The sequence below is a fragment of the Rhodococcus sp. IEGM 1307 genome, assembly GCF_030056915.1.
Taxonomy (GTDB): domain Bacteria; phylum Actinomycetota; class Actinomycetes; order Mycobacteriales; family Mycobacteriaceae; genus Rhodococcus_F; species Rhodococcus_F opacus_D.
Genome location: NZ_JASHKW010000023.1, coordinates 121,740 through 137,428, shown reverse-complemented (window position 1 = coordinate 137,428; position 15,689 = coordinate 121,740). Strand labels below are relative to the sequence as shown.

The window sequence follows — 15,689 nt, the reverse complement described above, 5'->3', positions numbered from 1 at the left end:
TGTCAGAGATCGAGAACGAGGTCGGTTTCGGGTTGCGAGCAGCACAAGAGAGCCGTGCCTGGCATCGGGGGCTCCAGGGGGTCCGGTCGGTATCGAACGGTCCCGGAGAGGATCGGGGTCTGGCAGGTGTGGCACACGCCGGTTCGACACGACCAGCGGGTCGGAACGTCGCAGGCTTCGGCGAAATCGAGGACGGTGCTGTACTCGTCGCTCCATGGCACGGTGAGTCCGCTGCGGGTGAACGTGATGCGCGGCCCGGTGCCGACGGGTCCCAGTGGCAGGTGTGGCGGGGTGTGGGTGACGTCGGTGAGTCCAGGGTTGATGGCCGAGAGTGCGCCGAACAGTTCGGTGTGGATGCGGTCGGACTCCACACCGAGGTGCATGAGCGCCTCGCGCATCGCGGTCGTGAACGCGGTGGGACCGCACAGGTAGGTGGTCACGTTGGCGGGCAGCCCCAGGGCGGCCAAGGCTTCGCGGTTGATGCGGCCGGCGACGGCCGGTGGATCCGGGTTCGCCATCGGACTCTCGGCGGTGTAGTAAACGTGTTCGTGACCGCGGTCGACGCTGGTCAGCAATCGGTGCGCTTCGTCCGCGAAAGCCTGTTCGGCGGCTGAATGGGCGGTGTGCAGCCACCAGATGTCGCGCTTGCTGTGGGCTGCGGCGAGTGCATGCAGCATCGCCAGAACGGGGGTCACCCCGACGCCGGCCGAGAGCAGGAGCACGGGCGTGGTGTCGTCGCGGTCTTCGGGAAGGACGAAATCGCCACGCGGAGAGGCGATGTCGACGGTGTCGCCGACACGTAATTGCGTGTGGAGATAGGTGCTGACGAGGCCGTGAGTCTCGCGTTTGACGCTGATGCGGTACTCGCTGTCCGACGGGGCGGCAGACAGCGAATAGTTGCGCACCGGCGGTGGGTCGGCGGCGCCGGCGACGCGGAGGGTGAGGTGCTGGCCGGGTTTCGGCCGGGTCAGCGGGGTGTCGTCGTGTGGCGCCAGGTGGATCGACGCCACGGTTGTGCTTTCGGGAACGATCCGCGACACCCGCAGCGGTCGGAAGCCGGCCCAGCCTTCCGGTTGGGCGCCGGCGGGCGGCTCGCCGGCGCGCTTCGGGTGCTCTGCGGCGTCGAGCAGGTCGCGAAACGATCGCTGCCAGCCGGGGCTGAGTGCGGGGATGTCCACTGCGTTCCGGAGCTGGCCGATGTCCCGGTCGGGTAGGTAGAGCAGTGCGTCGATCGCGGCGACGCTCATGCGGTGTCGACCGATCCGGGTGCGGATGATCTCGTCGCCGGCCTGCACGTGACCTTCGGTGATAACCCGGAAGTAGAACCCGGGCCGGTGGTGGGCAACGAGCAGTGCCGGCATCTCGGGTTCACCCAGGCGCATTCCGACCCGATAACAAGTGACGCGTGGCTGAGTGACCTCGAACTCGGCGTCACCGATGCCATAGCGGTCACCGATGTGCACCTCGTCGTCGGGTAGGCCGTCGACGGTGAAGTTCTCACCGAACTGACCGTATTCGAGATCGTCGCGACCGAGTTGACGCCGCCAGAAGTCGTAGGACTGACATTGGTAGACGAGGACGGCACGTATTTCGCCGCCGTGACCGTCGAGGTCGCCTTGACCGTCGCCGTCGATGTCGAGCGTGCGGACCATGCGTGGACCGTCGACGGGGTACTTGAAGATGCCCGTGTGGACGGTCCGTCCTTGCCAGGGAACGTCTTTCGGCATACCGACGTTGAGTGACCGTAGGCGTGCCATTGTGCGACCCCTTACTGTTTCGCGCGGAACAGATTGCCGGAGGTGTCCATCGTTCGCGCCCTAGCCATCGCGATGAGCAGCTTCGTCATGTCGCAGAACATCCTATATCCGACTGTGATCTGCACCACTCCCGGCCCGATGGTCATGAAACAGCTTTCCGATCGATATCCGCGGCCGCGGAAGGAGGTCGGGTCTGAGCGGATCGGCGGATCGGTGTGCGTTGCGGAACGAGCACGGTCAGGATGGCACCGACGACGGCCGGCGCCGCGAAAGCCGCCAGTTGCCAGTTGGTTCCGGTCCCGATCGCGACGAGAACGCCACCGTAGGTGGGGCCGACGATCGCCCCGATCCGGCCCACACCCAAGGCCATACCCAGTCCTGTGGCACGACTCGACGCGGGGTAGTGACTGCCGATGAACATATTGAGAAGGATCTGGGTGCCGGTCGTGCCGACTCCGGCGAGTATGCCGCCGATGCAGGTGCCGACGAACCCCATGGCCACGGAACGGGCCCGGGCACGGGGTTCGGCGAATTCGATCAGTGTGGCGGCGGCTGTGGGCATGAGGACACCGGCGCCGAGTCCGACGGCGAAGCGTCCCGCCCCGAACACCTCGGGGGTGGGGGCGATCGCGCACGCACCCATGGCTGTGGAGAACATGACGACGGCGGCGAGGAGAGTGCGGCGTCGTCCCCACCGGTCGGCAACTGCCGCGGCGAGGAGGGCGCCGACGAGCATGCCGATGCCGGTCAGCGAGCCCAGCATCCCGACGTCGGTGGCGTCGAGGTCCCACGGGGTGTATGTGAGCAGTGACGGAACCACTGTTCCGTACATCAGGAGGTCATAGCCCTCGAGGACCAGGGCCATCAGGCAGAGCCCGACGACGGGGGCTGCGGGTGGAATACGGGCACGCATCGGATTCTCCGCTCGGAAGGTAGTCCAGACCAACGACCGCGGTGACCTCCGGAACATGTGAGGTCACTGCGGCGTGAGGTCCGGCAGAGGGATGTGGTGGCTGTCTACGGGAATCTGGTTGCCAGCCACGCGCCGATGTCGGCGGCGGCGAGGCTGGCACCGGTGGGAGCGCCGTCGTGGATGGGTCCGCCGAAGTGGGTGCCGGCGACGCGGACGTGGGTTTTGTCCGTCGACCCGAGTGCATCGCACACCGTCTTGGCGTCGTCGGGGAAGCAGGCCTGGTCTCCGGTGAGTTCGACGAACAGTGTCGGTGCGGTCACCGTGGGGGCGCAGCGCAGGAAGTCGGCGTTGCTGCTGAGCCCGGACCAGGTCGACAACCAGGCGTCCGGCGTGGAAAAGCGACCGAAGCCGACGAGTCCGTAGTTGGTCAGGTCGGGTCGCCGGCCGAACAGCGACCCGTAAGGGCGTTCGTTCGGGTTCAGCGATAGATCGACGAATCGCAGGTCGGCGTCGGTGCGGTAGACGGTGAGGACGCGGGGCGCGAGGGCGGCGCGACGATCTCCCGGATCCGACGTGCTCTTGTACCGGCGGCGCGCGTCGGCGGCTTCGTCGACGCGTTGCCGGGCGACGGTGTCGAGGCGGGCGATGCGGTCGCGCTGCGCTTGGCGGTAGCGTGTGATGAATTCCGGTGAGTAGGAAGAACTGTGGGGCGGTTCGGCGAATCCATTCGCAGGATCGAACGGGTTCAGGTCCGGATCTGTCGAAAGAGGGTCGGATTCGTCGACGACCGACGGGTCGATCAGCCGCAGCAGGAGCGCACCCTGACCGGGGTGCGGTGCCATGAATATCGCCGCATCGGGCCGGGGCATCTCGGCCCCAGCCAGGTCGATGGGTCTGCCCGCGGGAGTATGGGTCAACCGCTCCCCCGGCGGCAAACCGGCTTGCTGGTGATAGAACGCAAAGAGGGTTCCGCCGCCGGAATGACCGAGGGTGACGACGTGGTCGAAACCCCTCTCCCGCAGAAACACTTGCCCGGCCGCGGCATCGAGCAAGGCTTGCTCGTGCACTAGAGCGATGTCGTTGTTGACCGATCGGGTGCCCTGCGTCCATACCGCGAACCCGCGGGCGAGCAGTTCGGGCACGAGCACGTGGTGAGTCAGATCCTGGCGCGGGTGCATCAGCGCGACGACGGTGTGCGCGCCGGGCACCACCCGTAGGACACCGGAGACCTTCGCTCCGTCGGCGGTGGCAAGTTCGTGCACCGACGTGACGGCGGTGTCAGGGGCCTGGGCGGCGTCGATGTACCGTCCGGCGCCGAGCCGTTGGGTGCTCTCGCTCATTGCGGCTCAACCCTCATGACGTCCTTGTCCCACTGCGTGATTCGGGACCCCGCCAGTCCGGCGACGCTGCTGTACCAGACGGCGTGGCGGCAGCCGGTGGCGCGGCGGTCGATGACGATGGCCGAGTCGGAGACGATTCGGAAGTAGGGCCCGACGTGGTCGACGGTGACCGCCGGGTTGCGACCGGCCACCTCGGCGACAGCCGTGTTCTCCGGGACGTCGAGGATGAACAGGGTAGTCATCGGGTCGCCATCTCCTTCGATTCCTGCTCCTGTTGCCAGGCCGCTGCCCGTTCGGTGATCAGTTCGGCTTTGCGGGTGAGCAGCGCGGCCATGCTAGGGTCCGGTCCGGTCACGACGTCGACGAGGGCGTCGATGGTGAGATTGGCGTCGAGGTCTTCCTGCGGGGTGACCGGGCGTAGCGCCCTTGTTATTTCGATCATGTAGCCGTTGGGGTCGTGGGTGTAGATCGACTCGATCGTCTCGTGCTGGATCTGCATCTCCACCGGCCACGAGCTGTGGTCCAAGCGCCGCCGGTATTCCATCAGGTCGTCTTCGCTATCCACGTGGATTGCCAGGTGGCGGGAGCGGATGAAGAAGATGGGTACGTCCTCGGCGAATCGGGAGTACGAGTCGCCCTGCGGGCCGCCGTCGAACGGTTCGAGGCCGAAGTAGTAGAAGAATGCCAATCGGTCGTCGTTGCCGATATCGAAGAAGAAATGGATGAAGTCGGGATGTTTCTCCGGGCCCCAGCCGGCCGCGCAGATCGAGTGCACGACTGGGAACCCGAGAACGTCGCGGTAGAACGTGACGGTCGCGGCGGGGTCGAATGTCGGGTAGGCGACGTGGTCGACGCCTTTGACCGTGTGTTGCAGTTCGGACATGGTGAACTCCAATGGATTCGGGTCTACTGAAGGGCGGCGGCCTGAGCGTCGGCACGCAGGAGACCACCGGCTCCGGGGATGTCGACCGGAAGATCGAGGGCCCGCAGCAGGCTGTAGACACCGGCGGTGGCCGCCGAGAGGACGGGCAGCCCGAACTCGTCTTCGGCCGCTTGGACGAGGTCGAGTGAGGGCATCTGCACGCACGCGGAGATCACCAGCGCGTCGGCTCCGGCGCGGTCGAGCGATCGGGCAGCGTCCATGACCCGGTCGCCGGGGATACAGCCGACCTCCGCGTTGTCGGCGACCTCGAGTGCTCGCCAGTCCGATACCCGAATTCCTTCGGCCTCGATGTACGCGACGACCTGCTCGGCGAGGGGACGCATGTAGGGGGTGACCAGGACGATCCGTTCGGCGTGGATGGCGTGGAGTGCTTCGACGAGTGCGCCTGCGCTCGAGCGGATCGCCGTTTCCGAACCGCCGGTGGCCAGTTGCTCGGCAATCAGCCCCTCCACCCGCTGATGCTCTCCGGGTCCCACCGACATCAGCGCGACCAGGCACGCGTAGAGAATGGCGTCGACCCCGGCATCACCGAGTTCGAGGATGCATCGCTCGCGTTGGGCGTTCATCGCCCGTAGCTGTTCCGGGGACACGGACTGCATCCGCGTCCGGCTCGAGTGAAACGAGAACCGCGCGTCCGCATGCCGGTTGAGCAGTGCCGGCATTTCCGTCTCGACGGTCACATTCGAACTCGGTACGACGAGTCCGATGCGATGAATGCCCATGTTGTGGCCCTTCTGGTGGGAGTCGGACATAGATTTACGCCCATGACGAGTATTCGACGCTAATGATGATTCGTCAACCCCCGAGCGTCCGAAGCGTGGGTTCGCCGCAACTTCCCCCACCTCCGTGACGGCACTCACAGTTGCCTCTTGACATGTCATCATTCACGTCGAATACTCGACACAGACGTAAGGAGTGTTCGAGGATGACCTCACACCGCCCCCTGAATTTCCCCCAGCACGAAGGAGCGCAGCTGCAATGGCATATGTGATCGGAGTGGACGTCGGTGGCACGTTCACCGACGCGGTATTGGACGACGATGCAGGCACTGTTCTCGCCGCGAAGGCCCCCTCGACACCGCCGGACTACTCCCGCGGCGTGATCGACGTCCTCGAGGTACTCGCCGGGCAATTGGGCTGTCCGATCGAGGAAATGCTGGCAAACACCCACCACATCGCACACGGCACCACGTCGTCACTCAACGCGCTCGTCATGGGCAACGTGCCCCCGGTCGGCTTCCTCACCACCAAAGGCCATCGCGACTCCATCTACATCATGAACGTCGAGGGCCGATACCTGGGCGGCTCACCGGAGCAGTTGCAAAATGTCATGGGGCAGAGCAAGTCTCATGGCCTGATACCGAAGAAGCATGCCCTGGAAGTCACCGAACGACTCGACCGCGACGGCAACGTCGTCGTCGCACTCGACGAAGAATCCGCCCGTCGATCCATCCGCACGCTTCTCGCCGACGGCATCACCGCGATCGCGGTCTCCCTGCTGTGGTCGTTCCGCAACCCGACGCACGAGCAGCGCATCCGCGAACTCGTCCACGAGATCGACCCGACGGTGTTCGTGTCCCTGTCGAGTGAGGTGAGCCCACGCATCCGCGAATTCGCCCGCAACGCGACGACCATCATGAGCACCCAGATCGGACCGGGGCTACGTGACTACCTCGGTTCACTGGAGTCCGAGCTGCGGGAACGCAAACTCGCCGGACCCCTGCTGGTGATGCAGAGCAACGGCGGCGCCGTCGCAGCCGCCGAGGCACCGAAGAACGCGATCAGCACCGTCGGCTCGGTGCTGACCGGTGGCGTGGTCGGTGCGGTGTCCCTCGGCAAACAACTCGGCCACCGCAACATCATCGCCACCGATGTGGGCGGGACCACCTTCCTCGTCGGCCTCGTCGTCGACGGCGAGCCGGTCCGGGCGTCGAGCACGATCATCAACCACCACCCGATCAACGTTCCCACCCTCGAGGTACACGCCATCGGTTCCGGCGGCGGCGCCATCGCCTGGGTCGACCCCGGCGGCAATCTCCAGATCGGCCCACACAGCGCCCAGGCCGTCCCCGGCCCGGCCTGCTACGGCCAGGGCGGCATCGAACCGACCAACGCCGACGCGAACCTGGTTCTCGGGATCCTGCCCGAACACGGGCTCCTCGGCGGCCGTAAACCGCTGGACAAGGACCTCGCGCGGGAAGCAATCCGCACCAAGATCGCCGAACCCCTCGGGCTGTCGATCGAAGACGCGGCCGCGGCCATCTACGCCGTACAGAACGCCCAGACCGGTGACCTGCTGCGTAAGACGGTGGTCGAGGCGGGACACGACCCCCGCGACTTCGTGCTCTACGCCTTCGGCGGTGCCGGCCCAGCCCACTGCGCCGCCTACGCCCGCGAGGTCGGTGTCAGGGAAGTCATCGTCCCACTCGGCCAGGTGGCCTCGGCGTTCTCCGCCTACGGATTGGCCTCGTCCAACATCGTCCTCGCCGCCGAACTGTCCGACCCTGCCGCCATGCCGCTCGATCCTGCCCGTGCCGAGCGCAACTTCGCCCAACTCGAGTCCCAGGTCCTCGAGCAACTCAACCGGCAGGGGTTGACATTCACCGGGGTGGAGATCGAACGCGAAATCGACATGCGCTACACCATGCAACTTGCGGAGGTAGCGACAGCGGTACCTGCCGGTAGCCTCGACGCCGCCGGTATCCACGCCGCGTCGGACCTCTTCGAGCAGCGGTACGCCGAACTGTACGGAAAAGACAGCGGTTTCCGTGAGGCCGGAATCCAGGCCATCACCTACCGTGTCCGGGCCACCGGCCTCCTGCCGTTCTCCCCTACCCTGCCGGAGGTCAAGTCCGCGGACTCCGCCGATCCCACACCAGCACACATCGGAACCCGAAAAGTGTGCCTGGACGGCCGGATCGGGTACGTCGACACCGACGTCTACGACTACAGCAAGCTGCTCGCCGGACACGTCCTGCACGGGCCGGCCATCATCGAAGTCCCCACGACCACCGTCGTCGTTCCCCACGACACCACCGGCACCGTCGACCGCCTCGGCAACCTCACCATCGCCGCCCAGTAGGAGCACCGAAGATGACCATGCAAATCCCCGGCTCCGAAATCTTCTCGAGCCGACCGATCGACCCCGACGCACTGGCGCGATCGCTGCCCCCGACGCTGGCAGTCCACACCGTCAGCCAGGAGCACATCGACAACCTCGACCCACTGACCTACGAGGTCATCCGGCACCGGCTGTGGTCGGTCACCGACGAAATGGGCGAAGCACTCAAACGCATGTCCGGCTCCCCCATCGTCACCGACGCCAACGACTTCGACTTCGCGATCAGCGACGAAATCGGGCAGGAAGTGCAGGTAGGCCTGTACAACACCATGCTCGTCGGGGCGGTCGACCTCGCCATCTACTGGACCCTCCAGCACCGCGCGACCAACCCGGGCATCACCGAGGGCGACATGTTCCTGTGCAACGATCCGTGGGTCGGCGGCGGACTGCACCAGAGCGATGTGATCGTCTATCAACCAATCTTCCACGAGGGCAAGCTCTTCGCCTGGACCAGCGCCATCTGCCACGAACCCGATCTCGGCGGGTCCGGGCTCGGCTCGTTCGACCCCTCTGCCCAGGACGTGTTCTCCGAGTCGCTGCCGACACCCCCGATCAAGGTGGTCCGCGACTACGAATTGCAACGCGACGTCTCCGACGCCTGGGTGCGGCGCTCGCGGGTGCCCATGCTCGTCGGACTCGATCTCCGCGCGAAGATCGGCGCCAACACCGTGGGGCGCAACCGACTGCTCGCGGTGATCGAGCAGTATGGCGCCGACACCGTCAAGGCCGTGATGAAGCGGATGATGGCCGACGCCGAGGGACGTCTGCGCGGCAAGCTCACCTCGCTGCCCGACGGAACCTGGAAGGCCACCGGCTATCAGGATCAGTCACACACCGGCGACCGCGGGATCCACAAGATCACCGTGGCCATGACCAAGACCGCCGACCACCTCACCTTCGACTTCACCGGCACCGACCCGCAGACCGGCGTCATCAACTGCACTTACGCGGGCATGCGCGGCGGAGTCATGCTCGCCCTGCTTCCGATCCTCGCCGGGGACATCCCCTGGTCCGCGGGCGGACTGATGCGCTGCTTCGACCTGGTCTCCGAAGAGGGCACGATCAACAACGCCACCTTCCCCGCCGCGGTCAGCCGCGGACCGATCGGACCCGCGTGGCTCACCGGCACCCTGATCGCCGAATGCCTGTCGCAGATGCTCGACCGGTCGGTCGATCTCGGCACGAGCGTGCAGGCCGCGTGCTGCGGCACCTGGGACACCGCCGTGATCGCCGGTCTCGACGAACGCCCCGAACAGTCGGTGCCGTTCCTCAACATCATGATGGAGCCGATGGCCGGCGGCTACGGGGCCCGCCCCACCGCCGACGGCATGGACACCGGTGGCCTCTTCTGCATCCCGATGGGCCGCATCCCGGACACCGAAATGACCGAATTCCTCTACCCGCTGCTCACCCTGTGGCGCCGCGAGGAACCCGACTCCGGCGGACCCGGACGCCAGCGCGGTGGTGTCAGTGCCTCCATCGCCATCACCCCCTACGGCACCAGCCTGCCGATGGGCCTGGTACTGGCGTCGGCGGGCAAGGCCGTCGCCCAGAACAACGGTCTCGCAGGCGGATACCCCGGCAATACCGGCGTGGAGGTCCTCGCCCGCGGCACCGACATCGTCGAACAGTTCGCGGCCGGCCGCATCCCCGACGCCCTGGACGATCTCGGCGGCGGCCGCGAACTCGGAGCCTGCTACGCCGAGAGCTACGTGGCACCCGGTGAGGTGCTGTACATGCACTGGCAGGGCGGCGGCGGCTACGGTGATCCGTTGCTGCGCGACCCGGCCGCCGTGGCAGCCGACTTCCGTGAAGGCAAGGTCACCGAAAACGGTGCCGAAACCGTCTATGGAGTCATCCTCTCCGGCGGAGATGCCGATGAGATCCGGACCTCGGATCGGCGGGACGAGATGCGCACGGAGCGTCGAGACCGCTCCGGGACTACTCGGTCCGATGCCCCCGTGCTCGATCTGGCCGGGGCTCGCAGACTCGACGACAACCTGGCGGAGGTCACGATCGGGGACACCCGCGCGATCGCCTGCGCCCAGTGCGGACGCCTCCTCGGAGACGACAAGACCAATGCTGCGCTGGACCTCGCCCGGTTCGAAGGTCCCTCCTCGACCGCCGGACCACAGGTGACCTCCGATCCGCGCGAGTACGTCGACGCCCCCGTCGTCTTCCGGCAGCTGTGCTGCCCCGGTTGCTGGACCGCTGTCTACTCCGGCATCGTCCCCGCCGATCACCCCGATCACGCCCTGGACATCGCCCGCCTCCTCCCCGCGGTAGCGGAGCGATGATGTCGGCGAACCCCGTGATGACACTGGATGCAGGAGGACTGCGGTGACCTTCTCGGATTGGGGCGGACGCCTCGTCACGTTCCCCGCCGACCGGGCCGGGCACTACCGCGAAAGCGGGATGTGGAGCGCCGATCCCACCGGGCGGCGACTGCACCGGATCGCCACCCGGTTCCCGGATCGAACGGCGGTGATCAGTGCGGAGGGTTCGATGAGCTTCGCCGAACTGGACCGTCGGACCGACCAGATCGCGGCCGGACTGATCCGGCTCGGGCTCGACCGACTCGATCCGGTCATCTTCCAGCTGACCAATCGCCTGGAGACCGTCCTTGCCTGGTACGGCTGCCTCAAGGCCGGCCTGGTTCCCGTCGCGACTTTGGCCGCGCACCGCATGCACGAGATCGGGCACGTCAGCCGCAAGGTCGGCGCCGTGGGGCATATCGTCGAGGCCCGCACCGCGGGATTCGATCTCGTCGAGTTCGCACGCGAACACGCCGCCGGGCATCCCAGCATCCGGCACATCATCAGCGTCGGCGACGAGGCGGGCAACGATCAGCCAGGCGTGACCCGACTGGAAGACATCGGTCGCGAGACCGATCCCGCCGCAGCCCGTGCCGTGGTCGAACAGATAGAAGCGCAGATCGACCCACTCGACGTCGTCGCGTTCCAGCTGTCCGGCGGTACCACCGGTGTGCCCAAGGTGATTCCGCGCATCCATGCCGAATACTGGAACAACGCCCTGCTCTACGCACAACGACTCGGCTGGGACGAACACAGTCGCGTGGCACACCTGATACCGATCATTCACAACGCCGGAATCTCATGTGGGCTGCACGCGGCGCACTCCGTCGGCGCCTGCCTGGTACTGGCCACCGCTGACGCTCCCGCGGCGTTCGAGTTGATGGCACGGTCGGAGGCGACCGAAGTCCTCATCGGGCACGGCCACTACCAGGCAGTTCTGACCCCGGACTTCGACAAGGCCCGCGCGTCTCTCGGACGGGTCGTACTGTCGGGTGCCAAGGTTCCACCCGAACTGTTCGAACGAGTCGACGACGGTGCGGGGCATTGGGCCGGCCAGCTGTTCGGCATGTCCGAAGGGCTGCTGACGGTGACCCCGATCGACTCCCCCACCCACGCTCGCCTGACGACCGTGGGAACCCCGATCGCGTCCGACGACGAAATTCGTATCCTCGAGCCGGGTACCGAGATAGATCTCCCCGACGGCGGCGTCGGAGAACTGTGCTGCCGCGGCCCATACACGATCCCCGGCTACTTCGATGCCCCGGAGCACAACCGGGATGCCTTCACCTCCGACGGCTTCTACCGCACCGGTGACCTCGCCGCGATCACCGTCATCGACGGCGAGCGGTACCTGTCGATCGAGGGCCGAATCAAGGACCTCATCAACAGGGGCGGGGAGAAGATCAACGCGGAGGAACTCGAATTACTGCTGCTCGAGCATCCTCGCGTCGCCAATGCGGCGGTAGTCGCCATGCCCGATCCCCGACTCGGGGAGAAAACCTGCGCATATCTGGTGGCCACCGACGAAGAGCCGTTGTCGATGAAGGCCGTTCAAGAGCATCTGGCCCGGCTCGGCGTCGCCAAGTTCAAGTGGCCCGAACGGCTCGAATGGGTGACATCCTTGCCGCACACCAATGTGAACAAGATCGACAAGAAGCGGTTGCGTGCCGAGATAGCCGCGAAAGTGCTCGCCGAAGCCGATGCACGCGGCGCGGTCGTCTAGAACCACGTGTTCCGTTCTGGATCAACACCTTCGGGGCATGTCCACACGGGCATTCCCCCGAAGACGACCACCTTCCAGATGACATCGACCGCACACGTCACATTGACTGTTCGACATAAACGTCGAATACTTGACTTAAACGTCACACAGACTGGAGTTTTGCCATGAATCTCGCGCGAGTCGCAGTTCTCGGAGGTGGACCCGGCGGTCTCTATGCCGCAAGACTGCTCAAGCTCAGCCATCCGGACGCCGAGGTGACCGTGTACGAACAGAGCGCCCCGGACAAGACATTCGGATTCGGCGTCGGCCTCGCCTCCCGCACACAGCGCAATCTTCGCGAGGCCGATTCGGCATCGCTGGAGGCCATCGTTGCCGCTGCACACCCGCACGACATGTCGATGCAGGTCGGCGAGCACATCGCCCGGCTGCAGAGCGGCGACCTCCTCGCGATCGCGCGTACCTCCCTGCTCGAAGTGCTGCAACAGCAAGCCCGACAGGCCGGTGTCCGCCTGCACTTCGGCGAACGCCGGGACATCGGCGACCTCGACGCGGACCTGATCATCGCGGCCGACGGCATCAACAGCGGAACGCGCACAGAGCTCGCAGACCGCTTCGATCCACACATCGACACCGGCACCGGGCTGTACCTCTGGTGCGGAACCGATTTCGCTCTCCCGAGCGCCATATTCACACCGGTCACCACCGAACACGGCACGTTCGTCGCGCACGCCTACCCCTACGCGCCGGACCGCAGCACCTTCCTCATCGAAACCGACGAGGACACTTGGCGGCGAGCAGGATTCGACGTATCCACCGAGCAGACAGCACCACTCGACAGTGACGAAACCTCACTGCACTACCTGCAGGCAGCGTTCGCCGACACTCTGCAGCACCACCGGCTGATCGGTAACCGCACCCGCTGGATGCGCTTCCGGACCATCTCGTGTGGGCATTGGCACAGCGGCAACGTCGTACTCCTCGGCGACGCCGCCCACACCGCGCACTACTCCATCGGCTCGGGCACCAAGCTGGCCATGGAGGACGCCATCGCCCTCGACCAGGCACTCACCGCCTCCCCGAACATCGAGGACGCGCTCGCGCACTACGAACGAACCCGCCGCCCCGCCGTCGAATACCTCCAGCACATCGCGCACCGCAGCGAACTCTGGTGGGAGTCCTTCCCGCAGCGGATGAACCTACCCGTCGAACAGCTGCTGATCGCCTACATGACCCGCGCCGGAAAGGTCAGTCTCAGCCGATTCCACGACACCGCCCCCACGCTCGTGCGGAAGGGCCTGGCGAACTACGCGGACGTGCCTCCCGACGCGATCCCCGACACCGACATCACGGACTGGACGATCGGGCAACCACTCGCCCACGGCGACCGCCGATTCGAGCACCGGATCGCACCGGCGGACCTGCGCGACGCCGCCACCACCACAGTGCTCGATATCGACTTCGAGTCCGCCTGGGGTCCGGAGGCCACCGCACTCATCGAGACCGCACCAACCGCGCGAACTCTCTGGCTCACCGGCCCAACCACCCGCTCATCGCTGCTCGGCAGGCTCGACTTCGCCGAACGCCTCGGTCACCGCACAGACGCAGTCGTCGTCGTCGAGGCCCCCGGTTCCTGCCGCGCAGATGTCGCAGCAGGTTTGGCCAGCGTACGGATGCACCTCGCGTTCTTCAGTGATCCCGCGATGTCGGACGCTGATCCGGCGCTTTCCGGGTTGCGGGTCTCGACATGAGTACCCGACCAGCGACCGGCGCCCGTTATCCTTCGGACATGACAAGCGAGGAGGCCCCGAACGAGCGCCGACCCCGAGGCCGGGGCAAATCCCGTTCCACCGATCAGGCTGCGACCGAACCCGCGGGCATCCGCAGCAACCCTCGCCGTGAGCTGGTGGAAAAGCAGATCATCGAGCAAGCCACTCGACTGTTTGCCGAACGAGGATTCGCGAGCACCACGCTGCAGGACATCGCCGACGCAACCGGCCTGACACGGCCGGCCCTCTATCACTACGTGGCCAACAAGGACGAGCTCCTCTCCCGCCTGGTCAGCGAGAGCACCGAGACACCGGCCGCGCTGCTACACACCATCAACGAGCGCACCGATCTGGGTCCGACAGAAAAGCTCCGCGAGATGGCCACCGCCATCGCACTGCATCAGGCGCAGGCTCCGGATCGATTCCGGTTGATCATCCGTTCGGAAGCCGAATTACCCGAAGACATCTCACGCAACTACGAGCAGAGCCGTCGACACGTGCTCAAGGAATTCATCCACGTCGTCGAAGACGGTATCCGCACCGGTGAGATGCGACCGGTCGACCCGCGAACCGCAGCTCTGGCCGTCATCGGCATGCTGAACTGGATCGCCTGGTGGCATCAGCCGGGAAACGCAGACGACGACCGAGTCATCGCCACTCAACTCGCGGACATGGCGGTACGCTCGTTGGTCCACCAGGACCCGCAGTCGGCGAGCCCGGAAGGTCCCGCGCGAGCGATCGCGATGATTCGCCAGGACCTGAACTACCTCGAACGGCTGCTCGACGAACCACGCCCCGACTGACCGCGCTCGACGGCAACGGCCCCGGTCCTGACGGAGGTCACGCGCGTCGCAGCGCCAGCACGGGGATCGTCCGGATGCCCGCCGTCTTCTCCGCATATTCGGCAAAGCCGGGATACCGGCGCGCCTGCTCGGTGTAGATCCGATCCCGTTCGTCACCGGTCACCTCGACGACAGTCACCGGGTACTGCTCGGTGCCGCGTTCGACCTCTGCCTCCCCTGCACTGACGAGGTTGTAGTACCAGTCGGGATTGGTCGGGGCACCGGCCTTGGAAGCGAAAACGTAAATCGTGTCCGGACCTTGCTCATCGGGTAGATACATCATCGGGCTCACCCGATCGCGCCCAGTCTTTCGGCCCCGGTGGTGAACCAGCACCACCGGGGCGCCCTCGAACGGGCCACCCACTCGGCCCTGGTTTGCCCGGAATTCGGCAATGATATTCGCGTTCCAGTCGTCGGGGGTGCTCATCCTGGGAATTGTCCTAGGCCGGCACCGGAACGGGGGGCATTTCCGGTCGAATGACGTCGTCTCGTGTCGCACTCTTTCCGCTGACCGCGATGGCGACCATTCCGGCACCGCCAATCCGACGCCACGCAAATGCAGGCGTCGTCGCCATCAGGCCCTTGTGGAAAATCAGTCCTGTTTGGGCACCCAGTGGTCGGTTGCGAGCTCGTAACTCTGTTTGAGCTCCCCGTACGCCGCTCGTTGGGCCTCCTCGCCCTCGCCGTACCGCCGGACGGCCATCTCGTGGGCAGCCGCGAAGGCCGCCTGTACCTCCTTCGACGATCGCCGCAGTGTCTGTGGGAGCTCGGTTCGGTTCACCGCTCCACTCCTTCTCGGTCGTGGCCGTGACGTACCCCTCGATTGTCCGCCCGGGACCACCGCGGCGGAACCGGGTTGACCCGGTTTTCCGATGTCGGCCGCGGGGCGCCCGCAGGCAGGGTCTGCGCAGCGCACCCGACACCGAGAATCACAGGCATCGAAGCGGGTCTCCACGGTGGCCTGCCAACG

At 66.1% G+C, this 15,689-nt stretch carries 13 protein-coding genes; 5 read left to right on the top strand and 8 right to left on the bottom strand.

Annotated features, from left to right (window positions below; all coding sequences use genetic code 11):
- Window positions 1-2: 2 nt before the first annotated feature.
- The 6 genes from QM841_RS34540 to QM841_RS34515 all read right to left on the bottom strand — a co-directional run bounded on the left by QM841_RS34540 (window position 3) and on the right by QM841_RS34515 (window position 5,675).
- A complete protein-coding gene (locus QM841_RS34540) occupies window positions 3-1,757 on the bottom strand; it encodes an MOSC and FAD-binding oxidoreductase domain-containing protein (RefSeq protein ID WP_283335392.1) in 1,755 nt (584 codons plus the stop codon).
- Between the two features lie 142 nt (window positions 1,758-1,899).
- On the bottom strand, window positions 1,900-2,670 hold the full coding sequence (locus QM841_RS34535; RefSeq protein ID WP_283335391.1) for an MFS transporter: 771 nt from the start codon (window positions 2,668-2,670) through the stop codon (window positions 1,900-1,902).
- A gap of 104 nt (window positions 2,671-2,774) precedes the next feature.
- Window positions 2,775-4,010, bottom strand: a complete 1,236-nt coding sequence (locus QM841_RS34530; RefSeq protein WP_283335390.1) for an alpha/beta hydrolase — start codon at window positions 4,008-4,010, stop codon at window positions 2,775-2,777.
- Window positions 4,007-4,252, bottom strand: coding sequence for a hypothetical protein (locus tag QM841_RS34525; RefSeq protein WP_283335389.1), 246 nt, complete (start codon window positions 4,250-4,252; stop codon window positions 4,007-4,009). Before QM841_RS34525 ends, QM841_RS34530 begins: the two co-directional genes overlap by 4 nt.
- Window positions 4,249-4,893 (bottom strand): VOC family protein, encoded by a 645-nt coding sequence (locus tag QM841_RS34520; protein WP_105420145.1) that lies wholly within the window; start codon window positions 4,891-4,893, stop codon window positions 4,249-4,251. The genes QM841_RS34525 and QM841_RS34520 overlap by 4 nt, the downstream gene beginning before the upstream one ends.
- Before the next feature lie 23 nt (window positions 4,894-4,916).
- Window positions 4,917-5,675: a maleate cis-trans isomerase family protein gene (locus QM841_RS34515; protein WP_283335425.1), complete on the bottom strand. Its 759-nt coding sequence runs from the start codon at window positions 5,673-5,675 to the stop codon at window positions 4,917-4,919.
- A 256-nt stretch (window positions 5,676-5,931) separates the two neighbouring features.
- Between QM841_RS34515 and QM841_RS34510 the strand changes: the two genes are divergently transcribed.
- The 5 genes from QM841_RS34510 to QM841_RS34490 all read left to right on the top strand — a co-directional run bounded on the left by QM841_RS34510 (window position 5,932) and on the right by QM841_RS34490 (window position 14,680).
- Window positions 5,932-8,034: a hydantoinase/oxoprolinase family protein gene (locus tag QM841_RS34510; protein WP_283335388.1), complete on the top strand. Its 2,103-nt coding sequence runs from the start codon at window positions 5,932-5,934 to the stop codon at window positions 8,032-8,034.
- Window positions 8,035-8,045: 11 nt separating this feature from the next.
- Complete coding sequence (locus tag QM841_RS34505; RefSeq protein WP_283335387.1) at window positions 8,046-10,370, top strand: hydantoinase B/oxoprolinase family protein; 2,325 nt, start codon at window positions 8,046-8,048, stop codon at window positions 10,368-10,370.
- A gap of 43 nt (window positions 10,371-10,413) precedes the next feature.
- Window positions 10,414-12,111, top strand: coding sequence for a (2,3-dihydroxybenzoyl)adenylate synthase (locus tag QM841_RS34500; protein WP_280780296.1), 1,698 nt, complete (start codon window positions 10,414-10,416; stop codon window positions 12,109-12,111).
- 164 nt (window positions 12,112-12,275) lie between these two features.
- Window positions 12,276-13,859 carry an FAD-dependent monooxygenase gene (locus QM841_RS34495; RefSeq protein WP_283335386.1) on the top strand — a complete coding sequence of 528 codons (1,584 nt, stop codon included), beginning with the start codon at window positions 12,276-12,278 and terminating at the stop codon, window positions 13,857-13,859.
- 38 nt (window positions 13,860-13,897) lie between these two features.
- Window positions 13,898-14,680 (top strand): TetR/AcrR family transcriptional regulator, encoded by a 783-nt coding sequence (locus tag QM841_RS34490; RefSeq protein WP_283335385.1) that lies wholly within the window; start codon window positions 13,898-13,900, stop codon window positions 14,678-14,680.
- Between the two features lie 37 nt (window positions 14,681-14,717).
- Here QM841_RS34490 and QM841_RS34485 read toward each other — a convergent pair whose 3' ends face one another.
- Both QM841_RS34485 and QM841_RS34480 read right to left on the bottom strand, forming a co-directional pair.
- Complete coding sequence (locus QM841_RS34485; protein ID WP_280780293.1) at window positions 14,718-15,146, bottom strand: nitroreductase family deazaflavin-dependent oxidoreductase; 429 nt, start codon at window positions 15,144-15,146, stop codon at window positions 14,718-14,720.
- A 165-nt stretch (window positions 15,147-15,311) separates the two neighbouring features.
- Complete coding sequence (locus QM841_RS34480) at window positions 15,312-15,500, bottom strand: ChaB family protein (RefSeq protein WP_009473096.1); 189 nt, start codon at window positions 15,498-15,500, stop codon at window positions 15,312-15,314.
- Between the last annotated feature and the right edge of the window lie 189 nt (window positions 15,501-15,689).